The sequence below is a fragment of the Luteibacter sp. E-22 genome, from assembly GCF_049913125.1.
Lineage (GTDB): Bacteria > Pseudomonadota > Gammaproteobacteria > Xanthomonadales > Rhodanobacteraceae > Luteibacter.
Genome location: NZ_CP183975.1, coordinates 2,077,179 through 2,102,921 on the forward strand (window position 1 = coordinate 2,077,179; position 25,743 = coordinate 2,102,921).

Below are 25,743 nucleotides of genomic sequence, written 5' to 3' on the forward strand. Positions count from 1 at the left end.
AGGTCCGCGAGTCGCGTTGTCGACCCGGAAGAATGGGGAACACGGGGGTGCGATTCAAGACATTTGCTTATTCTGTCCGACTTTAGTCAGCTCATTCAGGATCCTCCATACGATGCGCATCGGTATCCCCTCCGAAACCAAGACCCTCGAAGGCCGCGTGGCCCTCATTCCCGCCGCCGCCGCCGACCTCGTCCGTCGCGGCCACGAGGTATTCATCCAGGCCGGCGCCGGCAGCAAGAGCGGCTACGCCGATGCCGACTACGCCGCGCTGGGCGTCACCGTGCTGCCCGACGCCGCCGCCGTCTATGAGAAGGGCGAGCTGATCGTCAAGGTCAAGGAGCCGATCGAGGGCGACCTCAAGCTGCTGAAGAAGCACCACCTGCTGTTCTGCTACCTGCACCTGGCCGCCGAGCCGGCGCTCACCCGCAGCCTGCTCGACATCGGCCTGACCGGCGTCGCCTTCGAGTCCGTGGACGAAAACGGCGCGCTGCCCCTGCTGCTGCCGATGTCGGTCATCGCCGGCCGCATCGCCACCCAGATCGGCACCACGCTCCTGCACCAGCCCAACGGCGGCAAGGGCAAGCTGCTGGGCGGCATGGCTTCCACGCCGCGCGGCAAGGTCGTCGTGCTGGGCGCCGGCGCGGCCGGCGGCAACGCCGCGGCGCTGGCCGCCTCGGCGGGCGCCAACGTGGTCGTGTTCGACAAGCGTCCGGACCGCATGGCCGAGATGATGGCCCTGGGCCCGAACGTCACCGCCTTGTACGCCTACGAGTCGTCGGTGGCCGAGGAAGTGCGCAATGCCGACATCGTCGTCGGCGCCGTGCTGATCCCCAGCGCCAAGGCGCCGCGCGTGGTCACCGAGGACATGGTCAAGACGATGGAGAAGGGCTCGGTGCTCGTCGACATCTCGATCGACCAGGGCGGCTGCTTCGAGACCTCGCGCCCGACCACCTGGAAGGAGCCCACCTACGACGTCCACGGCGTGACGCACTTCTGCGTGACCAACATGCCCGGCGCCGTGCCGCAGACCTCGTCCACCGCCATCTCGGCCGCCATCCTGCCGTACGTGCAGCGCCTGGCCGCCGGCAACGGTTGGCGCGACTACGCCCCGCTGGCCGCGGGCATCAACATCGAGAACGGCAAGATCGTGCACCCGGCCCTCCAGGGCGTGGCATGATGCCGGACACCGGGAGCGAGGTCGTTCGTTAGTGGCGCGTAGCGCGAAAGTCGTAAAGAAGCAGGCCAAGGCGCAAGTCAAGGCCCAGCGGGAGGGCTTGAGCGACGAGCTCAAGCGCCGCCTGCGCGAAGCCGGGGCACTGCTCCTGGTCCCGCTCGCCCTTTACCTTCTCGTCTGCCTGCTCAGCTACAACGACCAGGACCCGAGCTGGGGCCACATGGGCGTCGCCGAGCGCGCTACCAATTTCGGTGGCGCGGTCGGTGCGAACATCGCCAACCTGCTCAGGTACATCTTCGGCCTGGTGTCGTACGGTTTTCCGCTGTTGCTCCTCGCGCTGGGTATCCAGGTGATCCGCCATCGCGGCGAGCGCAACGTGCAGCCCTGGGAGCCGTCGCTGCGGCTCATCGGCTTCGTCTTCTTCTTCATCACCGCGCCCGCGCTGGTCTACCTCAACGTGGACGCCACCGTGCTGCCGGAAGGTCCGGGCGGCATCGTCGGCAAGTGGGTGGGGCATGGCCTGCACAACGCCTTCGGCGACAAGGGTGCGCCCTTGCTGCTGCTGGCGGTGTGCCTTATCGCCGTGACCCTCGCCACCGGCTTGTCGTGGTTCCGGGTGATGGACAACACCGGCGAGATCGTCATGCGCGTCGCCGGCTGGTTCGGCGGCAAGTTGCGCCGCGCGCCCGACGTGATGGCCGCGCGTTCGGCCCGTGCCGAGCGCGAGGTGGTCAAGAAGGCCGACGCGGTGAAGCAGGCCAAACGCGAACCCGTGCGCATCGAGACACCGACGCCGATGGTGGTCAAGAGCGAGCGCGCCACCCGCGAGAACCAGATTCCGCTGTTCACCGGCGCATCGATGGACGGCGAGATCCCGCCGTTGTCGCTGCTGGACGAAGCGCCGCCGCAGGGCCCCGGCTACTCCGAGGAAACCCTCGAAGTGCTCTCGCGCCAGGTGGAGCTGAAACTCAAGGATTTCCGCGTCGATGCCCGCGTGGTCGGGGTGTATCCCGGCCCGGTCATCACTCGTTTCGAACTGGAGCCCGCCGCCGGCGTGCGCGGCAGCCAGGTGTCCAGCCTCGACAAGGACATCGCGCGCGGCCTTTCCGTGGTCAGCGTGCGCGTGGTCGACGTCATCCCGGGCAAGAACGTCATCGGCCTGGAAATCCCGAACACCAAGAAACAGATCGTCTACCTGTCCGAGATCCTGCGTTCGGAACGCTACGACCAGGTGAAGTCGCCGTTGGCGCTGGCCCTGGGCAAGGACATCGGCGGCAAGGCCGTGGTCACCGACCTGGCCAAGATGCCCCACCTGCTCGTGGCCGGTACCACCGGTTCGGGCAAGTCGGTGGCGGTGAACGCCATGGTGTTGAGCTTGTTGTACAAGTCCAGCCCCAAGGACGTCCGGATGATCATGATCGATCCGAAGATGCTGGAACTCTCGGTCTACGAGGGCATTCCGCATCTGCTGGCGCCGGTCGTCACCGACATGAAGGAAGCCGCCAACGCGCTGCGCTGGTGCGTCGCCGAGATGGAACGCCGCTACAAGCTCATGGCGGCCGTGGGCGTGCGCAACCTCGGCGGTTTCAACAAGAAGGTGAAGGACGCCGAGAACAACGGCCAGCCGTTGCTCGATCCGCTGTTCCGCGCCAACCCGGACATGCCGGGCATGGTGGCCGAACCGCTGCAGCCGCTGCCGCACATCGTCATCATCATCGACGAATTCGCCGACATGATGATGATCGTCGGCAAGAAGGTCGAGGAACTCATCGCGCGCCTGGCGCAGAAGGCGCGCGCCGCGGGCGTGCACCTGATCCTCGCCACGCAGCGTCCCTCGGTCGATGTCATCACCGGCCTGATCAAGGCGAACATCCCCACGCGCATCGCCTTCCAGGTGTCCTCGAAGATCGATTCGCGCACCATCCTCGACCAATCCGGCGCGGAAGCGCTGCTCGGCCACGGCGACATGCTCTACCTGCCACCGGGCACGGCCACGCCGGAACGCGTGCACGGCGCCTTCGTGGACGACCACGAGGTGCACAACGTGGTGGAGTGGTTGCGCGCGCAGGGCACGCCGAACTACATCGACGGCGTGCTCGAGGAAGTGCAGTCGACCTCCGACGGCAAGATCATCAACGACTCCGGCCTGCCGCAGGACGCGGAGGGCGACAGCGACAGCGACAACGCCCTCTACGACCGCGCGGTGCGCGTGGTGACCGAGACGCGCCGCGCCTCGATCTCCGGCGTGCAGCGCCATCTGCGCATCGGCTACAACCGCGCCGCCCGCCTCGTCGAACAGATGGAGCAGGACGGCATCGTCAGCGCGCCGCAGCACAACGGCAACCGTGAAGTGCTCGCCCCGCCGCCTCCGAAGGACTGATCCCGCATGAACGCCATCAAGCCGGGCGCGCTACGCCAGCGCCCCTGGGGCCTGCTCGTCACCGGCGACCTCGTGCCCACCGCCGAGGTGCTCGACGAGGTCGAGGGCATCTTCGAACTCAACCCGTCCATTCCCGGGCTGGAACTGCGCGGCGACGATGGCCGCGCCTGTTTCGTCACCCGCGACTACCCCCAGGGCCATACCGCCGGGGTGGACGACGCCCTGGAAGTCATCTTCGCCGAGCAACCGGACATCGCCGAGATCGCCGTGCTGGGCCAGGAAGCCCGCCCGGTGCACACGGCCACGCGCGACGCGCCGTTCTGGCATCGCGACGGCAAGGCCATCGCCGATATCAGCGAGAAGATGGAGGCCGGGGAGATCACCCCGGGCGAGGCCATCGACATGCTTAAGTCGCTGTTCGAGACCGATCGCTGACAATCGCGCCGCCACCCACGGAAACCACGCCATGAAACGCCTGCTACTCGCCGCGACGCTGTCCCTCCTCAGCCTGCCGGCCTTTGCCGCCGGCCCGGCGCGCGAACGCCTGGATGCCTTCGCCAAGGGCATGCACTCGCTGACCGGGCGTTTCAGCCAGACCATGGCCAACGCCAACGGCGACCCGGGCAAGACCAGCACGGGCACCATGGCCTTGCAGGCGCCGCGCCAGTTCCGCTGGGAAACCACCGCGCCGTACAAGCAGACGATCGTCGCCGACGGCAGCCGCGTATGGCTGTACGACCCGGATCTCGAACAGGTCACGGTGCGCAAGCAGAGCAGCGAGGAAGCGCAGAGCCCGCTCACCGTGCTGACCGACCTGTCGCAGATGGACAAGGACTTCAAGGTCACGGAGAAGGGCGAGCAGGATGGCCTGCAGTGGCTGCGCCTGCAGTCCACGGGGAAGGACCCGCAGTTCGACTACGCCGACCTGGGCTTCGACGCCGGTGGCCTGGCCCGCATGGTGTTCAAGGACCAGCTGGGCAACACCACGACGATCCAGTTCGCCGGATGGCAGCGCAACGCGGCCTTGCCCGCGGATACGTTCAACTTCGTGCCGCCGCAAGGCACGGATGTGATCGGCGACGCGCCGGTATTGCAGACCCAGCCGGTCAAGTAGGCGCCTGGCGCCCGTTGGCGGCGTACGCCACCCGCGCCGGGATGCTCACCGTCACGAGCGTCCCGCGCTGCGGTGCCGACTGCACCTTCAGCTTGCCGCCCATGCGCTGCGCGCGTTCGCGCATGCCGACCAGGCCGAAGTGGCCATTGCCGCCTTCGCGCGTATCCGGCACCGCCGCGAAGCCGTCGCCATCGTCGTTCACATAGATCTTCAACGACCGTCGCGCATGTTCCATCATGATGCGGATGGACTGCGCGCGGCTGTGTTGCATGGCGTTGATCACGGCCTCGCGCACGATGCTGTAGACCTCGTCGATCACCACCGGATTGACCGGGCGCCGCCGGCTGCCGTATTGCACGCCGAAGTACACGGGGATGCCGACATCGTCCTCGGCGAGGCTGGCGATGCGGTCTTCGAGCGAGCCTTCCTCGGAAGCGTGGCTGCGCAGCCCCTTCACCCGGTCGCGTCCTTCGATCAGCAGCGCCTCGGCGTGATCGATGCTGCGTTCCAGCGCGGTGCGCGCGGTGTCGTCCTTCGACAGGCCGTCGACAAAGGCCTGGAACTTGAGGATGAGGCCCTGCACGCCTTGCAATAGCGTGTCGTGCAATTCGCGCGCGATGCGTTCGCGCTCGCCATGGCGTTCGTCGAGGCGCAGGCGCAGGCGTTGCGTCAGCAGGCGCACGCGCCAAAGGTGGGCGAGCCACACCAGTCCCGCCGCGACAAGCAGGCAGAACACCTTGAATGGCGTGCGTTCGACGAGGCGCGGCGTCACCGTGACAGCGAAAGGTGTCGAGCGGCTCCAGTGCAGGCCGTCGTAGGACGCCTCGGCCCAGAAGCTGTACCGGCCCGGCGCCAGGTCGGTGTACAGCGCCTCGTGGCGGTTACCGGCATCCTGCACGGCGCCATCTAAACCTTCCAGCTTGTAGCGAAACGAAAGCCCCCGGGGACGCCCCGGCGCCAGCGCCGTATACATCACGCTGAGGTCACGGGTGTCGTGCAGCTTCACGGGATCGCCGGGATGGAATGTCATGGCACCCGAGGCGATGGACTTGATGACGACCGGCGGCGGAGGTGGAGGCGAAGGCGGTACCGCGGGGTCGAGCCATGCGAGGCCCTGCGAGCCGGCGAACCACAGGCGACCGTCGCCGGCCGCGACCACGGTCGGCAGCGGCCGCACCAGTTGCGCCGGCCCGGCCACGCCATCCTCCATCGTCAGCACCTGGACGTCGGCAGGCACCTTGGGCTCCTTCAACGCGGCGCTCCATGCCTGCGGGGTGAAGCGGATCACGCCGGCGATGCTGTATGCCCATACGCTGCCGTCCTTGCTCCGGACCATGCCGGTGATCGAATTGAAGCGATCCGCCGGTTGCGCGGCGAGACGCTGGAAACGGTCGCCGTCGAAGAACGACAGGCCATGTTCCGAACCGACGACGAGACGATCGCCGATGGTGGCGATGGCGGTCACGGGGCCTTGCTCCAGTCCCGTGCCGGCATCGAAACGCCGTAGCGTGTTTCCATCCAGCATGGCCACCGTGCCGTCGAGGTAGCCGAACCAGGGTTTCCCCGCGGGATCGACGTGGATGACGGCGGGCGCGAGGGCGGGGAAGGGAGCGATGGTGGACGCAGGCAGCCAGCCGTCGGCACGGCGCACGTACACGCCGCGAAGCCGCAATGAAATCCACAGGCGACCATCGCCGTCGCGCGCGATCGCCTGCACGGTGGTCCCGCGCACGGCGGCGTCGTCTGGCAGATCCACCTCGACCAGCTTGCCGTCGCGCATGTGCCACAACTTGCCGCTGCCGCCGAACCAGAGCGTGCCGTCGGTATCGCGGTAAGCGCTGTTGATCGCGCCCTGGAAGCCCGGCAGCGGCACGGGGTCGGGCGTGAGCTTCCAGAGCAGGTCGGGATAGACGGTGCGCGCGGCCGTGCCCGTCCAGAGCTGTCCCTTGCCGTCCTCGACCAGGGCGAAGTACACCTCGGGCTTCGGAAAACGAATACGCGAGAGCCACGTGTCGCGGAACGTGTCCAGGCCCATCTTCGTGCTGACCCACACGTGCCCGTCGCGGTCCTCCATCAGGATCATGGTGGCCTGCGAGGTCATGCCGAGATCTTCGCTAAAGGTTTGCATCGCCGGTTCGCCGACGTCGCCGGTGGTGGTCTTGTCGACGTCCTTTGCGGACATGCGGCAGAGGTTCACCGCGCAGGCCACCGTCCAGACGTTGCCGTCGCGGTCGAAGATCGTGGTGGTGCTGTTCGCGCGGCGTGGACGCGGATGGGGAAAGGGCTTGCCCCATTCGCCCGGCAGCGGATGGAAGCCCGCGGCGGTGCGCTGCCAGAGGCTGCCATCGGGATGCAGCATCAGGTGACTGCGCGAACCGCTGCGTATCCCGGTGTCCTCGAAACGGCGTGCTCCCTTGCGCAGCACATGGAGGTTACGGTCCGTGCCCAGCCAGAGGTTGCCGCGCGCGTCCTCCAGGAACATGTCGACCTCGCGGGGGATGCCCCATTCGGACGAGACCTCCTTCCAGCGGGAACCGTCGAGACGATAGATGCCGACCTCGGTGGATGCCCACAGGCCGCCGTCGCCATCGGTCGCGAACTCGTTGATGGCGACGTGATCGGGCAGGCCGTCGGCGGTACCGTAGAGCGTGGGCTTGCCATCGCGCACGCGCGCCACGCCACCATTCGCCCCGGCGACCCAGAGATCGCCGCCGGGCGCGGCGTAGATCGTCCAGGTAGCCTCGCTTTCGTTGCTCGCGGGTGGTTGGAGGGGGACCTTCTCGAAGGCGAAGCCATCGTAGCGAAACAGGCCCATGCGCGTGCTCAGCCAGAGCCAGCCGTCCTCGGTCTGGGCCATCGACACGATGCTGGCCGGCGCGCCTTCTTCGGCACGCAATGCGATGTGGTGAAGCTGGCCCAGCGTGCGCGCGGGGTCGGTGGCGTACGCGGGCGGGAGCCATGCGAGCAACGCCGCCAGCAGGAGCATGAGGTGGCGGGCGTTGAAGGGGCGGAGGGTCATGTAGGGCGAGGGTGGTATGGCGTGGCGGCGTGGTTGGTCGTGGTGAGAGTAACCGTTATCGCCGACAAGTCGGCTCCCACATAAAGCAGGCATCGCCGACAGGGTCGGCCCCCACCGGGGTGCGGGCGACTGGTGGGAGCCGACTTGTCGGCGATGCAGCGGAGCCGCCTCCTACATTCTTGCGGTTTCATGCCAGACTCACCCCGGAACATCGGAAGTGGTCAGGGGAGCAAGGGCATGTATCTGGTCTGGGCTATCGTCGGGGCGGTCATCGGTGCCTTCGTGGGAGAAGGTGTCGCCGGCGCCGTGGCCGGGTTCGCCATCGGTTTCCTCTGGGGCCGCACCTCGCAACTGCGCCGCGATCTCGACCACGCCCGAGCGCAACTCGACCGGCTCGTCCCCGTCGCCGACCCGGCACGGGTAGCGGATACGCCAGACACCGCCGTGGCTGCGGCCAACGCCGTGTCACCCACCCGCACCTCGCCCCCACCCATCCCACAGGGAACAGCCGGGCAACGCCCCGCGCGTGAAGACGCATCCTCGTCCTCCTGGTCTCCCACCGCCTGGCCGCCGTCAACCTCGGCAATCCCGCCAGACTCGGCGACCTCGGCAGCTACGGCGGCCCCTGTGGGAGCCGACCCTGTCGGCGATACCCGCCCACCGCCACCTCTACAACCGCCAATCCCCACCGGCCCCACCATCACCGACCGCCTCACCACCGCCATGAAAGGCTGGTTCACCGAAGGCAACGTGCCGGTGAAGGTCGGCATGCTGGTGCTCTTCGCCGGCATCGCCGCCTTCCTCAAGTACGCCTCCGACACCGGACTGCTGCGCATCCCCGTGTCGGTGCGCCTGATCGTCGTCGCGCTCGTGGCCATCGCCGGTGCCGCGTTCGGTTGGTGGCAGCGCGACAAACGCCGCGCCTTCGCGCTCTCGCTGCAGGGCGGAGCCATCGGCGTGCTGGTGATGACCGTCTTCTCCGCCTATCGCCTCTACGGCTTGCTCCCCGCCGGCTGGACCTTCGCCTTGCTGATCGTGTTCGTCGGTGCGCTTGGCGTGCTGGCGGTACTGCAAGACGCCCTCGCGCTTGCCGTGCTCGGCCTCGTCGCCGGCTTCGCCGCGCCGATCATCGCGTCGACCGGCGAAGGCAACCACGTCGCCCTGTTCTCGTACTACGCGGTGCTCAACCTCGGCATCCTCGGCATCGCGTGGAAGCGCGCGTGGCGGGTACTCAATGTGCTGGGCTTCATCGCCACCTTCGGCGTGGCCACCACGTGGGGCGTCCTGAGCTACCAGCCGGCGCTGTTCGCCAGCACCGAACCGTTCCTCATCCTGCATTTCCTTCTGTATCTCGCGGTGCCGTGGCTGCACGTGCTGCGTTCGCCGAAGCGCGAGCGGGCCATCCTCGACGGCTGCCTGATGTTCGGCAACCCGATCGTCAGCCTTCTGCTGCAAGGCGCGCTGCTCGACTGGAAGCCGATGCCACTGGCGCTCTCGGCACTGGCCGCGGCGGCGATCTACGTGGCCATCGCCTTCGCCATTCGCAAGCGCGACGACATGGCATTGCTGCGCGAGACCTGGGCCGTGCTCGCGGTGGCCTTCGCCACCATCGCCGTGCCGTTGGCCTTGAGCGCGAGCGTGACGGCAAGCGTGTTCGCCCTGGAAGGCGCGGGCCTGATCTGGCTCGGTTTCCGCCAGGCACGACGCCTGCCGCGCTGGGCGGGTGTCTTCCTGCAGTTGGCCGCGGGCGTGGCGTGGGTGCTGGCCTCGCTCTTCCATCACCACTACAACGACACGCCGCTGCTCAACGCGACCTTCATCGGCAGCCTGTTGCTGGTGACCGGCGCGAGCGTGGGTGTCTGGCAGTTCGACCGGCATGGCATGTCGCGCGGCGTGTCGGGGCTCGCACGCATCGGCCTGCTCGTGTGGGCGGTGCTGTGGTGGCTGGTGAGTTTCGCCAACGAGATCGACACCTTCGTCATCGATGTAGAGATCGAATCCGCCTGCTGGCTGGCCTTGTCGTCGGTGACGGCATGTTTGCTGGGGCTGGCATGCCCGCGTGCACGCAAGCTCGATCTCGGCGTGGTGCTGGCCTTCGGCGTGCCCTTGTTCCTCCTGGGCGGCCTGGTGGTGGTGCTGTCCGCGGCCAACGCGAACATCCAGCCGCTGGCTCGTTGGCCGCTGGGCGCCGTGATCGTCATGGCCATCACGGGCTGGTTCGCTTTGCGCGGCGTCGCCTCGCATCGCGTCGCCGCCGTGGCCTCGGCCACCGTGTGGTGGGTGCGCTGGGCGGCGATCTTCACCGTGGCGATCGTGCTCGCGCTCGACGCGGCGCCGGCACTCGGCGAAGGTTGGCGCCTGCTCGCCGCCGCGCTGCCGACCCTGTCGCTCGCGGCGCTGGTGTTGTGGGCCGTGCGTTGGCTGGCCTCGCCCTTGTCCGGACATGCGCGCGACATCCGCTACGCGGTCGGCACCTGCGCGGCACTGGCGATGATCGCGGTGGGCATCGCCGCACTCGGCACGGCCGGCAGCCCGAAACCGTTGCCCTTCGTGCCCGTGCTCAACCCCGTGGACCTGCTGCTGGTGGCCGTGCTGCTTTTCGTGGCGCGAGCGATTTCCGACGAGGCGATCCCGCGCGAGGTACGCGCGACGCGTCCGGCGGTGCTCGCCGTGGTGTTCTTCATCATGGCCACGAGCATGACGCTGCGCGCCGTGCACCACCTTGGCGGCGTGCCGTGGAACGGCGACATGCCGGGCTCCAGCCTCGCGGAGCTTTCGCTCACCGTGGTCTGGAGCGTGATCGGCGTGGTGGCCTGGGTGCTCGGTTCGAAGCGCGGGCAACGCCTGCTCTGGATGGCCGGTGCCGCGACCATGGCGCTGGTGCTGTTGAAGTTGCTGCTGGTCGACCGGGGCCATCTCGGCAACCTGTTCGGCATCGCCTCGTTCATCGCCTATGGCCTGTTGTGCACGGTCATCGGTTATCTCGCGCCCGCGCCGCCACGGCAGGGTGCGGCCCCTCCCGCGGAGTCTTCGCATGCGTCGTGACTGGCGTCGCTGTTTCTTCGTGTTGTCCTTCGTCGCGACCGCGGCGCATGCCGATGCGCCACTGCCGTTCGCGATGGCTTATCCGATCCACCACGAACCCGGCGCGAAGGCGTACGTCGTGGAGTTGCCCCAGGACGCCTACGCCTGGGCCAGCCGCGATGCCGGACTGGCCGATGTCGTGATCGTCGACGCGCATGGCCGCCAGGTGGCCGCCGGTCCGTACGCACCCGCCGCGCCGACGTCGCATCCGGTGACACTCGATGCCCCCTTGCTCGCCGTGCCGCAAAGCGCGGGCGGCATCGCCGGGCCACGCATCCAGCGAAGCACCAATGGCGACATCGTCATCGAGCCCGGCGCCGCTCCCGCCAGTGGCGCACCCCGTGACTGGCTGTTCGACGCACGCCAACCCGTCGCGCCCGAACGCCTGGAATTCGCGCCCTTCGACCGCGACGCCAGCCTCACGCTGGACATCGACGCCAGCGGCAACCTGCAGGACTGGACGCCACTGGTACGCGGCGCCTCCGTCGTCACGCTGGGCAAGGGCGACGGCGCGGTGGATGCCCGCGTCGTGAAGCTGGCCGGCGCACCCGCGCGCTACTACCGCGTACGCGTGACCGGGGGCGATGCGCCCTGGACGGACGGTGCCGTCGCCACGGTGACGCTGTCCGGCACGATGGAAGACGCATCGGCGAAGGATGAAGCGCCGCGTCGCTGGCTCGACCTCGCCGCCACCGACACGAGCACGAGCGGGCAGGGCGTCGATTACGACTACCGACTGCCCGCGGCACTGCCGGTGGGCGCCTTGCGCGTGACGCTAGGCAAGAGCGACAACGTGGCCCGTTTCGACGCGATCGCCGTGGAAGGCACGATGAGCGCCGACCAACTCGGCACCCTCGTCGTCACACCCGGCCAGGATGGCGGTGGCCGACATCCGCTGGAGGTATCGCGGGGCCGCCGTGAACTCTTGCGCCTGCATTCGGCGACGCCGCTGCGCGAATCGCCGCGCCTCTCGGTGGGCTGGCGTCCGGACCGCTTCGTCTTCCTGCCCGAAGGCGACGCGCCGTACCGCCTGTTGGTCGGCAGCCGTGCCGCGCGCCGTCCCGCCTGGCCGATCGACGACGCCATCGCGGCCCTGCGCAAGGACGGCGGCGCCAGCTGGCGACCTGCCACCGCCACGACGGGCCCGGGCCAGGAACTGGCGGGCCGCAAGGCGCTGGACGACGGCGGGGCGCCGTTCGACTGGACGCGCCCCTTGCTCTGGGTGGTGCTCCTGCTGGGCGCCGCGCTGGTGGCGGGCATGGCCGCGAGCCTGTTGCGCAAGCCCCGGCCCAGCGACGAATGAGCCATTGAGGCGCCGTGCACGGTGAACGCGCGATAATGGGTGTTCACTGTCCGCATCGAACCTCATGTCCTTCCAGTCTCCCGGCCTGTTCGCCGAACCCGAAGCCCTGAAACCACTGGCCGAGCGCATGCGTCCGCGCGCGCTCGACGAAATCGTCGGCCAGCAGCGCGTGGTGGGCGAGGACAAGCCGCTGCGCCGCGCGCTGGAAGCGGGCAGGGTGCATTCGATGATCCTGTGGGGGCCGCCGGGCTGCGGCAAGACCACGCTGGCCCTGCTGGTGGCGCGCTACGCCGACGCCGACTTCCGCGCGATTTCCGCGGTGATGAGCGGGCTTCCGGACGTGCGCAAGGCGCTGGCCGAAGCCGAGGGCAACTTCGCGCAAGGCCGCCGCACCGTGCTGTTCGTGGACGAGGTGCACCGCTTCAACAAGGCGCAACAGGACGCCTTCCTGCCGCATATCGAACGCGGCGTGATCATCTTCGTCGGCGCCACCACGGAAAACCCCTCGTTCGAACTCAACTCCGCGTTGCTCTCGCGCTGCCGCGTGCACGTGCTGGATGCGGTGAGCGCCGACGACATCGTGGCCGCCTTGCATCGCGCGCTCGCCGACAAGGAGCGCGGCCTCGGCGACCTGGGCCTGAGCGTGGACGAGGCCTCGTTGAAGCTCATCGCCAGCGCCGCCGATGGCGACGTGCGCCGCGCGCTCACGCTGCTGGAAATCGCCGCCGAACTGGCGGAAAACGGCCGCATCGACGACACCACGCTGGAACAGGTGCTGGCCGACCGCACGCGCCGCTTCGACAAGAGCGGCGAGCAGTTCTACGACCAGATCTCGGCGCTGCACAAATCCGTGCGCTCGTCCGATCCGGACGCCGCCGTGTACTGGCTCACGCGCATGCTCGACGGTGGTTGCGATCCGCTCTACCTCGCCCGCCGCATGACGCGCATGGCGGTGGAAGACGTGGGCCTGGCCGAGCCGCGCGCCTGGCGCATGGCCCTCGACGCCTGGGACACCTTCGAGCGCCTGGGCAGCCCGGAAGGCGAACTCGGCCTCGCCCAGCTCGCCATCTGGCTGGCCATCTCGCCCAAGAGCAACGCCGCGTACATGGCCTATAACAAGGCCCGCGCCACGGTGAAGCAGATGGGCAGCCTCGACGTGCCCATGCATCTGCGCAACGCGCCGACCAAGCTCATGAAGGGCCTGGGCTACGGCACCGGCTATCAGTACGACCACGACGTGGAAGGCGGCGTAGCCCTCGACCAGCAATGCCTCCCCGACGAACTGGTCGGCATGACCTTCTACGATCCGGTCGACCGTGGACTGGAAGTGAAGCTGCGCGAAAAGCTCACCGCGCTGCGTGCCGCCCGTGCCGCGGCACGGAGCCAGAAGGACTGAGTGAGAAAATCAGGATTTGACCGATAGGGCTGGTGACGTGTCGCGACTACCGTGGCACCTCCATCCACGATCGGAGCAATACCATGGTCATGCGCTTCAAGAAGAACCTGGGCGTCGGCGCGCTGTTCTGCCTCCTGCCCACCCTGGCCTTCGCACACGGCTGGGAGGAGGGTGTCTGGAAGGGATCGATCCACAAGGGCAAGCACGACGTCGGCGTGCATGCGCAGTTCACGCCGAATGGCGCGGAGCTCATTTTCGAGGGCGCCTTCACGTGCAGGGTGAAGGCGCGTTTCGACAAGGCCGATGGCGACGCACTGGTCTACAAGTTCTCAGAGGCCGAGATCGACGCCAAGAGCAAGGGCAAGGTCTGCTATGACCTCGTGGGTAAAATCCTGGAACTGACCCATGCCGCCGGCGACGACACCCTGACGCTCGACTTCATCGTTCCCGCCAACGCCTGGGAAGGTCGATGGAAAGGGCAACTCGGGCGCGATCCGGATTATCGTTAAGCAAAGCGGCCCGAGCTGGGCCCGTACCCCCTGCCAAAAGGCCGATACTCCCGGTGGCTGGGCCGACGTACCCTCGGCCCACACCCACCGCGGAGAACGGCCATGCGCATCGCCATCGCAACCCTGATCGGCGGCCTCGTGATGTTCCTCTGGGGCGCCTTCGCGCACATGGTGCTGCCTCTGGGCGAGATGTCCATGCGCGCGCCGCTGGACGAGGACAAGGTGCTCTCCGCGTTGCATGACGGCCTGCCCGCCGAACACGGCATCTACGTCCTGCCGCACTACGACATGGCCATGCACGGCGACGACAAGGCCGTCGCCGCCTTTTCGGCAAAGGCCAAGGCCTCGCCGTACGCCTTCATCGTCTACTCGCCCTATGGCAAGGACCCGATGGCGATGGGCGGCAACCTGTTCCACCAGTGGCTCTCCGACACCCTGGCCGCCCTGATCGTGGTGCTGGTGATGCTCCGTGCCGGCACCGGCGTGGTCCGCGGCCTGTACGTCGGCCTGGCCTTCGGCATCTTCAGCTGGCTGTCGCTGAGCGTGCCGTACTGGAACTGGTACCGCTTCCCGGGAGCCTTCACCGCCGGCACGCTGGTCGAGCAGGCCTTCGGCTGGTTGATCGCCGGTGCGGCGGCGGGATGGTGGCTGGGCCGCAAGGGGCGGGGTGCGGGGATCAAGCCGATGGCGTGATCCGGGTACGCGTTGCGCGTACTACGAATCGAATTTTGCGATAATCCGGCATTCGACACCCCACGGAACACAGACAATGCTGGATCCCGCACTCCTGCGCGGCCGCCTCGCCGAGACGGCGGAGCGCCTCCGCGCCGCCCGGAACTTCGACCTCGACGTGAGCACGATCGAGCGCCTGGAGTCCGAGCGCAAGGCGCTCTCCACGGAGACCCAGGAGCTGCAGAACCTGCGTAACACCCGTTCCAAGGCCATCGGCCAGGCCAAGTCCAAGGGTGAGGACGTGGCCCCGCTGATGGCCGAGGTCGCCGGCATCGGCGACAAGCTCAAGGCCAACGAACACGCCCTGGCCGAGGTGCAGGCCAAGCTCGCCGACATCGCCCTCGGCATCCCGAACCTGCCCGACGAGTCCGTGCCGTTCGGCAAGGACGAGAACGACAATCTGGAACTGCTCCGCTGGGGCCACCCGCGTCCGTTCGACTTCCCGGTGAAGGATCACGTCGACCTCGGCGCCCGTCACGGCTGGCTTGACGCCGAAGCCGGCTCGAAGCTCTCCGGCGCGCGCTTCACCGTGCTGCGCGGACAGCTCGCGCACCTGCATCGCGCGCTCGCGCAGTTCATGCTCGACCTGCACACCACGAAGCATGGCTACCTCGAACACAACGTGCCGCTGATCGTGAACGCGGACGCGATGGAAGGCACCAGCCAGCTGCCCAAGTTCGAGGAAGACCTGTTCGGCACCCAGGTGGGCGACACCAAGCGTTACCTGATCCCCACAGCTGAGGTGGCCCTGACCAACCTCGTGCGCGAGAGCATCGTCGAAGCCGACGAACTGCCCCTGCGCATGACCGCCCACTCGATGTGCTTCCGCGCCGAAGCCGGCAGCTACGGCCGCGACACGCGCGGCATGATCCGCCAGCACCAGTTCGAGAAGGTGGAGATGGTGCAGATCGCCACGGCCGAGACCAGCTTCCAGCAGTTGGAAGAGATGGTCGGCCATGCCGAGGCCGTGCTCCAGGCGCTGAAGCTGCCGTACCGCAAGGTGCAGCTGTGCACGGGCGACATGGGCTTCGCCGCCGCCAAGACCTACGACCTGGAAGTGTGGCTGCCCAGCCAGAACACCTACCGCGAAATCAGCAGCTGCTCCAACTGCACCGACTTCCAGGCCCGCCGCATGCAGGCCCGCTGGCGCAACCCGGCCACGGGCAAGCCGGAGCTGGTGCATACGCTCAATGGCTCCGGCCTGGCGGTTGGTCGTACACTTGTCGCGGTGATGGAGAATTTCCAGCAGCCGGACGGGTCGATCGAGGTGCCCGAGGTGTTGCGGCCGTATATGGCGGGGTTGGAAGTGATCGCCTGATAAAAGTTTATGGAGAGATGGCCGAGTGGTTTAAGGCAGCAGTCTTGAAAACTGCCGTAGGTGTAAGCCTACCGTGGGTTCGAATCCCACTCTCTCCGCCATCCCACGATTTTCCAAGTAAAATCAATAACTTGGGCGAGTCAGGAAAAATCGCCATCGGGACACACAAGGTCTCGCATGCGCATCCCGCACTACCTGGTCAAAACCCCCTCTGGCACCTGGCACTTCCGTCGGCGCATGCCCGTAGTGCTTGTCGGCATCTTCAAGAAGCCCGTCATCAAGCGGACACTCGGCACGCGTGAGCTGCCCGTTGCCCGCGACATCGCACTCGCACTTTGGCGTGCGTATGATGAACTCCAGACTCACGTGCGGACTCGCGTCATGGCAGGGAAGACCACGCCCATGCGATGGAGGCGGTCGAGAAAATTGGGACATTCGCCAACGAGCCCTACGTCCAGCAGATGATGCGCGAAGCGGCGCAGCAGGCAGTGGCCAACCAGCACGCGCTGGCGTTGCCAAGCAATGCACCGCCGCCCGCTCCAGCAACCACGCAGACCGTGTTCCCGTCAGCGCAGTCCCTGGCTGGCATTCAAGCGGCAGCCTGACAACCGCAGCAGTTGCGCTGGCCGAACATGGCTGGCGCAACGCTGGGCATGCCATACCGAGGCTCACGGGGTCGGGCGTCGGCGCTGCAGGTAAATCACTTGGCTCGTGATGCCGGCAACCAAAAGGGCAGCATTGCTTGCAATGAAAACAGGGTTTTTTACAAGGATGCTGTAGACGAGGTACAGCACGGACGCCAACATTTGGCCAATGAAGAGCCATTTTGAAACGCCTTCCACGGTCGGGGCATGAGCCTGGCGCCAGATCTGCCGGCCGATTGTCGACGGCAAAATCAGGGATGCGAGCTAGCCAAGCGGTTCCGGGCTGAAAAGATGCGAAGTCCAATCCATCTATGTTTTGCCCAGTTTATCAGGGGAGCAGGCTAAGCCCTTCGGGCGTCCCTGTAAGAAACACGGCGATGGTGAGGAAGGCGAAGGCGAAGAAGACCGGTGGACGGCATCCCAAAGGGTGCCGTCTCTTCGCAAACAGATGGTCCACGCGGGTCACCTGCTCTTCCCGCTTTTCTTGCGCTTGTCGATGTCCGTATCTTCGGTTTCCTGGCTCAGCACGCCAAGGTCCGCGCCGGTCACCGGGTCCCGGGTTGGGTCGGAAGCGCCTCTTGCTGCAAAGGCGTCAACGGTGGCTTCGTCGTCGCTGGCAAGAACCACGGACGCGGTACCGTCGCCGCCATCGAGTGGTGTGTTCTCACCAGAGGGCACCATGACTTCCCACTGCTCGCCGCTGTTCCACGGACCAGACAGGTCGCCGTCGCCCGAAGATGTGTTCACATACAGATTCGTAAAACGCGGGTCGCCCGGCAGCTTGCCTGGCGGAAAGCTCTTGTCCATCGAGTACAAGGCTTTCTCGAACGACTTCTGGTGTGCGATTTCACGGGTCATCAGGAACGTCAGCGCGTCCTTGACACCGGCGTCCTCGGTGACGTTGATGAGTCGCTCGTAGATGATTTTGGCGCGGGCCTCGGCTGCGATGTTCGACCGCAGGTCTGCCGTCGGCTCACCGATGGAATCGACGTAAGCACCGGAGAAGGGGACGCCGGCAGAATTGATAAGGGCTGGGCCACCACCAAAGAGAACTTGGGTGACGTGGGAATCAGTGCCTGCCCCTTGCAAGGACCGAAAGAGGTCAGCTTCGGAATCGACCGCTTCGGCAAGCCTGCCCTTGGCCCCTCGGTTGAGCATCGCGACAAGGGAGCCAATGATTTCAAGGTGGCTCAACTCTTCCGTGGCGATGTCGAGAAGCATGTCTTTTCGGCCCATGTCTTCTTCGGCAAGGGCCTGGGTGAAATAGCGCATCGCGGCAGCGAGTTCACCTTGCGGCCCACCGAACTGCTCAAGAAGGAGGTTGGCAAGGGCGGGATTGGATTCGCTAACACGGACCGTGTACTGCAATCGCTTGTTGTGGCTGAACATTGGCTTGCACCTGAGTTGGCTGGCGGGAGTCACAGACAGTCGACCCCTGTGTGTGTCCGCCCCGAGCCGCTGGCGTGAGGGCCCATCCACCTTTGTCTGTTGGCCTCATTTGGGTTGGCGTCGATATGGCATGTGCATGCCGCGTTCACGCGGACTTCCCTGTGCGTTACAGGACTAGGAGGAGCGTCGGAGCTTCACACTGAGGCCCAACCCATGAGTGAGAAAACCGACACTGACACGGCCCGCACACCGCAGGACTACGACAAAAGCACCGGAAACCACGTCGAGAAAAAGCCTGGAAAAGAAGAATCCCCGCAGCAAACCCACAACAACGAAGACCACGGCTGACAGCGGAGAACACGATGGCAGACCAAGACCACAAGCCGCAGTCTGGCGACCGCAACCTCAATGACGTCGCAAAAAAAGACAAGGCGGCCCAGGACAAGCGTGACAAGGAGATTGAGGACGGCGAAAAGAAAATGGACGACGCCGCAAAACGGGATGAAGGCATCCGCTGAGCCGGCGTTGTCGACTTTCATCGACTTATCCCGGGAAGGACAATCCATGGCCTTAATGACCACCGAACGGGTTCATCTACGACCCTGGCCAAGGTGCCTGACTGTCGCCCGCGTACCTGAGCGGGTATGGTGAAGTCTTGATACGGGTTTCGGCTAGGGCTGGTCGCCATGGTCGCGGAAACCACCCGCCCATGGCCCCTCTCCGTCCGTTAACAACATCAAGGCAGTTATCGGAGATCTGCAAGCTATACGCAAACGGAAATCCCGTAACGAATACTGACCCGGATGGGCGTGACTGCACGACGAACGATGGAATTACCAGGTGCGTTACTGCCGTCTACGACGTAGCGTTTCGCGCCCAGGCAGAATTCAGGGATTTCACGTCCGGCTCGGCAAATTACCATTTCTACAGCGTACCTACCCTCAACCTGGCGACATCAGTAAATAGCGCACGAGAGCAATTGAACGCCTTTCCGACACCTGGTTTTCCCAGCCCAGCTAGTCCGCAAGGCACGCCAAATGACGCAACGCCGCTTTTGGGAGGTCTCTTTCCGATTCGGATCAGTCCAGTGATGTCATTTGCGGTTATAAATATGAAGGACGGCCAGCCTGCCATCGTGAACGTCACTCAGGAGGGGCACCGGCTGGCGTCAGGCGTTGTCGTCAGGGAGGCCACGCCGCTACCAGGCCTCCCTGATGGTTCGGTAACGCAAACATGGGGCGAAGGAACCGCCCCATTGCAGGCTCCAGGGTCAAAATCCGGGGAACTTATAAATTCCATCTGGAATTTCGAGGGGCCACCTATGTCTTCCAGCCCAACATGTGAGATGTCAAGAATAGGCCAATGCCACTAGACCCTCTCGGCAAGCATCGTCTCATCACAGCGTTTCTCCTCGCGCCACTTACGCCTTCGGCCATCGTGATGCTGATAGCTGTTGCTGGCGCCAGATTGGGCGAAGGACTTTGGGCGTGCATGATCGTCCTTCCCGTGAGCTATTGCGCCGCTGTGTTTCCGGGCATACCGCTGTATTTTTTGACACGTCGCCTGCAGACGTGCTGGGTATTCTGCATGGTCGGTATCTCATGCGCGTTGGCAGCCTCCGCCGCGCTCTGGTGGGCTACTTTCGCCGACAGGCTTTCGGGCGGTGACGCTTCAGGCTGGATGCCGTTCCTGGGTTTTTCAATAGTGGCAGCGGTATTCGGGGCCCTTGCCGGCTATGTTTTCTGGCGAGTGATGCGGCCAGCCCAAGTGAGTGCGCCTGGTCGGTAGCGCCACCGACATTCGAGTTTGCCTCACCCAGCGTGTCCTCGGCCTCGACTTAACGAGGCTGGCACCAAGGAGACTTTGGTCTCCTGCGAAGTTTTGCCGGAGTCGAAGAGATGCTTTCCAGACCTGATTTTCCGACCCGGCTATCCGAATTCCAAGTGGTTTCCCGACCAACAGCCAGAACGCTCCAGAAAAGTGAGGCAAATGACGTGGATCCAAGCGTTGATCCAGAAGTGTCTCCGGACGATTGGCTGGAATCGGCCAGGCATGTCCTTGCTGCTAGCGCAATCGTAACGCGCGAGAAGGCTCTCGTCCTCATCAAGTTCGATGGTGAGCGGTGTAACGGTAATCTGTATACCGTGGATATCGACGGCAGTGGGAACGGGCTTTTGGATTTCCGCCAAGAGACGAGCGATTTGTCTGGCGCGGTCTTGAAAGCATTCCCATTGGAAACTGAGAGCGACGAGAGCGAGGCTGAGATGTTGGCGGCGGTGCTCCGGAAATGGGACGCGTGGGCCAGGGCCGGGTTCGTACTGGGACTGCAGATTTTCTGGAACGGTGAAACGACGTTCTATTCAGTTTTTATCCTGGGTGAGCACGGCATGTTTGAGCGCATCGGTCTCAGGGATAGCGAATTGCTGGGCGTAATGCTCGAGAGTGTGCGGCAGTTTGAGGCGCGAATGGATGGGTAGCCGGACGACTCGTCCAGGGCGAGATTTCTATCATCCGGAGGGCAAGCGGATGGAGAGGTGGGAGATTTGTCGCCTACGCTCCTCTGGGTTGCAGAATGAAGTTAGAAGTAAGTGCGCCAACAGCCGGACATAAATGCATCTAAGGCAGCGCGGCGTGCTCTATTTCGTTCAATTTCGGGCCGCAGTAGTGCCGATGACTGGGCGGCCTGTTCGCGGAGTGGTGTCCAGGCAGGATGGTTCATGGTGGTGATACACCGATGTGACCGGTCATCCTAAGGTGCGGCACAGATAGTGCTTCCAATGGCAACCACCTCAATGCCGCGACCAGATCAACGATCTTCTCTGCCTGTTCCCAACTGAGGTAGTGGGCCGAAAGGCAAAGGGCGCCAAGCCCTCTCGCTGTCGTGTCGCTCTGGATTTCACCAGGGGTATTGTAATTTTCCATGTCTTTCGAACTGCCCGTCGTGCAGGTCAGGAATCTTGTATGGATCGCTGTTCATGGGCGTAGTCCATTAGGTGGGGGAGGGCGTCCGGGACCAAGAGCCAGCGATGAGGCCATGACAATAGCTCTCATGGCAAGGTCGGACACCGTAGTGAGCTTCGGCAGTCGATTGAAGGGATGACCCCGCCGCAAGTTATTGCGAATGTTCAAAAATTACCCCCAACATCTGTTGACTTGTCATCACACCGACGCATAGTCTTGCCCTCGATCCGTAAAAGATTTGGACATCCAAATCATTCGCGGGATTAAGCGATATCTCTATCCGACGCGATACAACACGTTCTTTGCTTGGGGAAGCAGCAGCGTTACATCGCCGATATCGCGTGGGATGGGAATGAGGGTGTAAGACCAACTTTTTTCATTTCGAATCATTTTTCCTTTTGGGGGAGACCATGGAATTCTTGAGAAGCGAGCGGCGCACCTTCGTGCGGCCGTCGGTGCTGGCTGTCGCGCTGGCACTCGGCATGGGTGCCACCTGCACGGTCTTCGCGCAGGCGACCAGTGGTTCCATCTTCGGCCAGGTGCCGGTCGCGGCGGGCGAATCCGTCACCGTGACGAGCGATAGCGGTTTCACGCGCGATGTCCCGGTCGATGCCGATGGCCGTTATCGTGTCGGCAACCTGCCGTTGGGTAATTACACCGTCAGCCTGAAGCGCGATGGTGCCGTCATCGATTCGCGCAAGGACATCCAGATCAAGGTGGGTGGCAGCACGGACGTCTCGTTTGCGAGCGCCGCAACCGCAGCGAACGCACAGGCGCTCGAATCCGTTACTGTTTCCGCCAATTCCTTGCCTCCGATCGATACCTCGACGGTCGATTCCCGCACCGTCGTGAACGCCCAGACCCTGGCTCGTTTGCCCTTGGGTCGTAACGCGGAAGCCATCGCGCTGCTCGCCCCGGGCGCCGTCGCCGGCCAGAGCACCCTCGGCAACGGCCGATTCCGCACCGTGTCGTTCGGCGGCTCCGGTGCCTCGGAGAACGCGTACTACGTCAACGGCTACAACACGACCGATCCTTACAAGGCCCTTGGTGGTGTCGGCCTGCCGTATGGCGCGATCGACCAGCAGGAAGTCTATACGGGCGGCTATTCCGCCAAGTACGGCCGCTCCGACGGCGGCGTGATTTCGCAGGTCGGTAAGCGCGGTACGAACGACTGGCATTTTGGCGCCCAGATTCTTTGGGAACCCAAGTTCGCCGCCTCGAATCCGGGCAGCGTTTACTACGGAAGCCGCCAATTGCCGGCGGGCTACGGTTACCAGGATACCAGCAAGGTAGGTGCCCTTTACCGCAACGGCGAAGACAACACCAAGTGGACTCAGACCTATAGCGCCTACGTCGGCGGTCCGCTCATCAAGGATAAGCTGTTCTTCTTCGTCGCCGCCGAGGCCGAGAAGTCGGAAGGCACCAGCACCTCGAATGCCGAGGCCAACCCGGTCGCCAACAACCATTACACGTACAACCTGCCGAAGATCTACGCCAAGATCGACTGGAACATCAACGACAGCAACATCCTGGAGTTGACGGGCATCCATTCGACCGACGAGCAGCGCGGCTATTACACCGGCTACGATTACGACACGCGCACGAAGTCGGGCCGTACCGGCGCGGACGCGGACACGTCGAAGATCACGTCGAAGTACGCGATCGCCAAGTACACGTCCTACATCACCGATGACATCACGCTCTCGGCGACCTATGCCAAGGGGTGGACGGACGATTACCTGCACAACCCGACGCCGAACATCGACCAACAGCCGTACATCTTCAATCCGGCGCTGCAGAATCCCGCGCTCAACGGCGGCAACCCCATCACGAACCTCAACTCCTCGCAGACCAGCCAGGACCCGAGCGCGGGTAGCCGCACCCATGGCCTCCGCCTCGACCTCGAATGGCAGCTGGGCGATCACCACCTCGCCGGTGGTATCGACAACATGCATTACAAGGGCATCGACGAGGGCACCTCGACGAGCGGCCCGGGCTACTACTGGCGCTACTTCCACACCGCGAATCCGGGCGTTCCCATCAGCCCGGGGCAGGGCATCGGCGCGCCGGGTGGCGCGGGCTACTACGTGCGTCGCGTCATCTTCTCTAGCGTGACGAACATGTCGCTCGACCAGCGCGCGCAGTACCTCGAAGATCGCTGGCAGGTCAACGACAAGGTGCTGCTGAGCATCGGCCTGCGTAACGACGGCTTCAAGAATTTCAACGACAACAACAAACCCTACGTCAATAACCAGGCGCAATGGGCTCCGCGCCTGGGTGCGTCGTGGGACGTGTTCGGCGACTCGTCGCTGAAGATCTACGGCAACCTTGGTCGCTACTACCTTGCACTGCCGAATAACGTCGCGGTACGTGGCGCTTCGTCGTCGACCTATACCTACGAGTACTTCAACTACACCGGTATCGACCAGAATGGCCGTCCGACCGGTCTCACGCCGCTGGGCAATGGCATCGTGTCTCCCGATGGGGAGTTCGGCCAGCCGATCGACGCGCAATCGGTCGCGGCGCGCGATCTCAAGTCGCAGTACCAGGACGAAGCCATCCTCGGCTTCGATAAGACCCTTGGCTCCGATTGGGTCACTGGCGCAAAGGTCACGGTACGCAAACTGCGCACGGCGATCGATGACGTCTGCGATACGGGCAAGATTGCCGACAAGATGACCCGCGAAGGACTGGACCCGGATTCGGTGACCATTCCGGGCTGCGTCATCTTCAACCCGGGCGACACCAATACGTTCAGCCTCGCCAACGTGGATGGTTCCGGCCGCACCGAAGTGAAGATGAACCAGGAAGACTGGGGCTTCTCGCAGAAGGCCAAGCGTTCTTACTACGCGCTGGACCTCTACCTGGAGCATCCGTTCGACGGCAAGTGGCAGGGTCGCGTCGACTACACGTTCTCGCGTTCCTATGGCAACACGGAAGGCCAGACCAAGTCCGACATCGGCCAGACGGATATCTCGAAGACGCAGGACTGGGATTCCGCCGAGCTGATGCAGTACGCCAATGGCCTTCTGGCTAACGATCGTACCCACCAGATCAAGGCTTACGGCGCCTACCAGCTCACGGACGAATGGCTGGTTTCGGGTAACCTGCGTCTTGCCTCCGGCGCGCCGAAATCGTGCCTGGGCTTCTTGGACGGCGAGGCAGATCCGGATCCGATCGGTTACGGCTCGTCGTACCACAACTGCAACGGCCAGCCGTCGCACCCGGGCGACAAGCGCAATCCCTGGTACCGTCAGCTCGACCTCGCGGTGACCTACCGTCCGTCCTACTTCGAGGGCAAGCTCGCCTTCGGCCTGTCGGTCTTCAACGTCACCAACGAACGCAAGCCGCTCATCAGCTATGCGACGTATGAAGCCTCGCCGCAGACCGTGCTCAACAACTACGGCCTGGGTCAGTACTTCCAGAACCCGCGCTACGCCCGCCTGACGGCTACGTACGACTTCTAAGCAACGTTTCGCCTATAACTAGAGTGTCCCGTGAGGGCCATCGCGTGTTTCCCCAGTGCCGCCTGCTTACGCAGGCGGCCTTTTTCTTGGTGCGCTCGCCTACTTGAGCAGCACGGGACCCGCGCCGATCTTGACCCTGAGCAACTCGTAGGGCTGCTTGCGCTCGTCTTTTCCTTCATGGAAACCCGCCTGGCGGTGCAACTGGTTGGCGGTGAAGTACAGGTAGCCATCCGTACCGACCGATAAGGTGTCGGGCCACAGGATGCGCGGGTCGGTTACCAGTGTCTCCCATTTGCCGGCGCTGTAGCGGCGGATGCTGTTGTGCTCGTAGTCTCCGCCATAGATCCGGCCCTTATCGTCTTCCGCCAGGCCATCGGATGCGCCCTTCATGCCGAGATCGCGCACGGCCTTTTCGATGTCCGCGTCGGATGTCTTTTCATCGCGCAAGAGCGCGGTCGGGACGCTGAAAAGGTGGCGGCTCGATAGTGCGCAGTAATACAACGTCTTCCCATCGGCGGAGAGGGCAATGCCATCGCTGGCGACGAGCCAGGGACTCGGCGAGCCACCCGCAGGGCGGTTCATCAAGGGCTTGCCCTCGATGACTGGCACGAAGCCCTTGTCCGGCATGACGCTCGCGTGCCCACTCAGACGGCGGATCGCATGGCCCGAATCGAGATCGACGACGATGATGCCACCCGGGCCCTTGACCGAGCTGTCGGTAATGTAGGCGACACCGCCTTTGCCCACGCGCAGGTCGAAGCGGACGTCATTCACATAGGTGGTGGGAAAGACCACGTCGTCGCCGAGCACGATGGTCTTGACGACCTTGTTGGTGGCAAGGTCGACCGCGACGAGCTTGGCGCCGCCGACGATCGGCGCGGCGAATTTCGGTGCGCCCGTATCGAGGATCCATAGGCGATTGGCGGCATCGGCGACCACGCTCTGGACGCTGATGAGGGTGGAAGCCGCATGGGAAGGGTCGGCGTTATTGAGCGCCTGCGACGGATAGGCGCTGACCTTGCCGTCCTTGAGCTCCCCGACCGTGAAGGCGGGACTGTCTCCCCACTGGGGGTAGTTCACGAAGATCCGGCCGTTTGGTGCCACCGTGACGCCCGTCGGCATCGCGCCCTCGAACGTGGCCACTCGCTCGACGGCAGGTGACTTGGAAGGATCTGCCACCGCCGAGAAGGAAGTGGCCATAAGTCCGGCGAGGAGAAGCTGTTTCATGGGAGTGACCTCGGGCAGGGGATAAG

20 protein-coding genes and 1 tRNA gene are annotated in these 25,743 nt (G+C 64.8%); 17 read left to right on the forward strand and 4 right to left on the reverse strand.

Going from position 1 to position 25,743, the window contains the following annotated elements; all coding sequences use genetic code 11:
• Nucleotides 1-112: 112 nt before the first annotated feature.
• Genes ACN9M2_RS09335 through lolA form a run of 4 tightly spaced genes read left to right on the forward strand, consistent with a single transcriptional unit; the run spans nt 113 to nt 4,668 of the window.
• Nucleotides 113-1,177, forward strand: coding sequence for an alanine dehydrogenase (locus tag ACN9M2_RS09335; RefSeq protein WP_371022843.1), 1,065 nt, complete (start codon nt 113-115; stop codon nt 1,175-1,177).
• 31 nt (nt 1,178-1,208) lie between these two features.
• Nucleotides 1,209-3,554, forward strand: coding sequence for a DNA translocase FtsK (locus tag ACN9M2_RS09340; RefSeq protein WP_426287797.1), 2,346 nt, complete (start codon nt 1,209-1,211; stop codon nt 3,552-3,554).
• A gap of 6 nt (nt 3,555-3,560) precedes the next feature.
• The gene (locus tag ACN9M2_RS09345; RefSeq protein ID WP_426287798.1) at nt 3,561-3,989 is read left to right on the forward strand and encodes a hypothetical protein; all 429 of its coding nucleotides are present in this window, start codon (nt 3,561-3,563) and stop codon (nt 3,987-3,989) included.
• Nucleotides 3,990-4,020: 31 nt separating this feature from the next.
• Nucleotides 4,021-4,668: an outer membrane lipoprotein chaperone LolA gene (gene lolA / locus ACN9M2_RS09350; RefSeq protein ID WP_426287799.1), complete on the forward strand. Its 648-nt coding sequence runs from the start codon at nt 4,021-4,023 to the stop codon at nt 4,666-4,668.
• Here lolA and ACN9M2_RS09355 read toward each other — a convergent pair.
• On the reverse strand, nt 4,661-7,687 hold the full coding sequence (locus ACN9M2_RS09355) for an ATP-binding protein (RefSeq protein ID WP_426287800.1): 3,027 nt from the start codon (nt 7,685-7,687) through the stop codon (nt 4,661-4,663). The two genes, lolA and ACN9M2_RS09355, sit on opposite strands and share 8 nt — an antisense overlap.
• A 237-nt stretch (nt 7,688-7,924) precedes the next feature.
• Here ACN9M2_RS09355 and ACN9M2_RS09360 point away from each other — a divergent pair, with 237 nt between their 5' ends.
• The 9 genes from ACN9M2_RS09360 to ACN9M2_RS09400 all read left to right on the forward strand — a co-directional run bounded on the left by ACN9M2_RS09360 (nt 7,925) and on the right by ACN9M2_RS09400 (nt 16,634).
• Nucleotides 7,925-10,732, forward strand: coding sequence for a DUF2339 domain-containing protein (locus tag ACN9M2_RS09360; protein WP_426287801.1), 2,808 nt, complete (start codon nt 7,925-7,927; stop codon nt 10,730-10,732).
• Complete coding sequence (locus ACN9M2_RS09365; RefSeq protein ID WP_426287802.1) at nt 10,722-12,074, forward strand: DUF3999 family protein; 1,353 nt, start codon at nt 10,722-10,724, stop codon at nt 12,072-12,074. Before ACN9M2_RS09360 ends, ACN9M2_RS09365 begins: the two co-directional genes overlap by 11 nt.
• 64 nt (nt 12,075-12,138) lie before the next feature.
• Nucleotides 12,139-13,470 (forward strand): replication-associated recombination protein A, encoded by a 1,332-nt coding sequence (locus ACN9M2_RS09370; protein WP_426287803.1) that lies wholly within the window; start codon nt 12,139-12,141, stop codon nt 13,468-13,470.
• A gap of 83 nt (nt 13,471-13,553) precedes the next feature.
• Nucleotides 13,554-13,979 (forward strand): hypothetical protein, encoded by a 426-nt coding sequence (locus ACN9M2_RS09375; RefSeq protein ID WP_426287804.1) that lies wholly within the window; start codon nt 13,554-13,556, stop codon nt 13,977-13,979.
• A gap of 102 nt (nt 13,980-14,081) precedes the next feature.
• Nucleotides 14,082-14,672, forward strand: a complete 591-nt coding sequence (locus ACN9M2_RS09380; protein WP_426287805.1) for a hypothetical protein — start codon at nt 14,082-14,084, stop codon at nt 14,670-14,672.
• A gap of 76 nt (nt 14,673-14,748) precedes the next feature.
• On the forward strand, nt 14,749-16,029 hold the full coding sequence (gene serS, locus ACN9M2_RS09385) for a serine--tRNA ligase (RefSeq protein WP_426287806.1): 1,281 nt from the start codon (nt 14,749-14,751) through the stop codon (nt 16,027-16,029).
• A gap of 11 nt (nt 16,030-16,040) precedes the next feature.
• A tRNA-Ser gene (locus ACN9M2_RS09390) sits at nt 16,041-16,130 on the forward strand.
• A gap of 136 nt (nt 16,131-16,266) precedes the next feature.
• Nucleotides 16,267-16,494, forward strand: a complete 228-nt coding sequence (locus ACN9M2_RS09395) for a hypothetical protein (RefSeq protein WP_426287889.1) — start codon at nt 16,267-16,269, stop codon at nt 16,492-16,494.
• Nucleotides 16,437-16,634: a hypothetical protein gene (locus tag ACN9M2_RS09400; protein ID WP_426287977.1), complete on the forward strand. Its 198-nt coding sequence runs from the start codon at nt 16,437-16,439 to the stop codon at nt 16,632-16,634. The genes ACN9M2_RS09395 and ACN9M2_RS09400 overlap by 58 nt, the downstream gene beginning before the upstream one ends.
• A gap of 63 nt (nt 16,635-16,697) precedes the next feature.
• Here the strand turns inward: ACN9M2_RS09400 and ACN9M2_RS09405 are convergent, their stop codons facing one another.
• Together ACN9M2_RS09405 and ACN9M2_RS09410 are read right to left on the reverse strand one after the other, a co-directional pair.
• The gene (locus ACN9M2_RS09405; RefSeq protein WP_426287890.1) at nt 16,698-16,835 is read right to left on the reverse strand and encodes a hypothetical protein; all 138 of its coding nucleotides are present in this window, start codon (nt 16,833-16,835) and stop codon (nt 16,698-16,700) included.
• Nucleotides 16,836-17,135: 300 nt separating this feature from the next.
• Nucleotides 17,136-18,062, reverse strand: a complete 927-nt coding sequence (locus ACN9M2_RS09410; RefSeq protein WP_426287807.1) for a manganese catalase family protein — start codon at nt 18,060-18,062, stop codon at nt 17,136-17,138.
• A 213-nt stretch (nt 18,063-18,275) separates the two neighbouring features.
• On the opposite strand from ACN9M2_RS09410, the gene ACN9M2_RS09415 reads away from it, so the two are divergent.
• The 4 genes from ACN9M2_RS09415 (at nt 18,276) to ACN9M2_RS09430 (ending at nt 24,490) form a co-directional block, all read left to right on the forward strand.
• Nucleotides 18,276-18,410 carry a hypothetical protein gene (locus ACN9M2_RS09415; protein WP_426287808.1) on the forward strand — a complete coding sequence of 45 codons (135 nt, stop codon included), beginning with the start codon at nt 18,276-18,278 and terminating at the stop codon, nt 18,408-18,410.
• Nucleotides 18,411-18,424: 14 nt separating this feature from the next.
• Nucleotides 18,425-18,580: a hypothetical protein gene (locus ACN9M2_RS09420; RefSeq protein ID WP_426287809.1), complete on the forward strand. Its 156-nt coding sequence runs from the start codon at nt 18,425-18,427 to the stop codon at nt 18,578-18,580.
• 1,380 nt (nt 18,581-19,960) lie between these two features.
• Nucleotides 19,961-20,539 carry a hypothetical protein gene (locus ACN9M2_RS09425; protein WP_426287810.1) on the forward strand — a complete coding sequence of 193 codons (579 nt, stop codon included), beginning with the start codon at nt 19,961-19,963 and terminating at the stop codon, nt 20,537-20,539.
• Nucleotides 20,540-21,433: 894 nt separating this feature from the next.
• Nucleotides 21,434-24,490 carry a TonB-dependent receptor gene (locus ACN9M2_RS09430; protein ID WP_426287811.1) on the forward strand — a complete coding sequence of 1,019 codons (3,057 nt, stop codon included), beginning with the start codon at nt 21,434-21,436 and terminating at the stop codon, nt 24,488-24,490.
• A gap of 99 nt (nt 24,491-24,589) precedes the next feature.
• Here the strand turns inward: ACN9M2_RS09430 and ACN9M2_RS09435 are convergent, their stop codons facing one another.
• Complete coding sequence (locus tag ACN9M2_RS09435; RefSeq protein ID WP_426287812.1) at nt 24,590-25,717, reverse strand: L-dopachrome tautomerase-related protein; 1,128 nt, start codon at nt 25,715-25,717, stop codon at nt 24,590-24,592.
• Between the last annotated feature and the right edge of the window lie 26 nt (nt 25,718-25,743).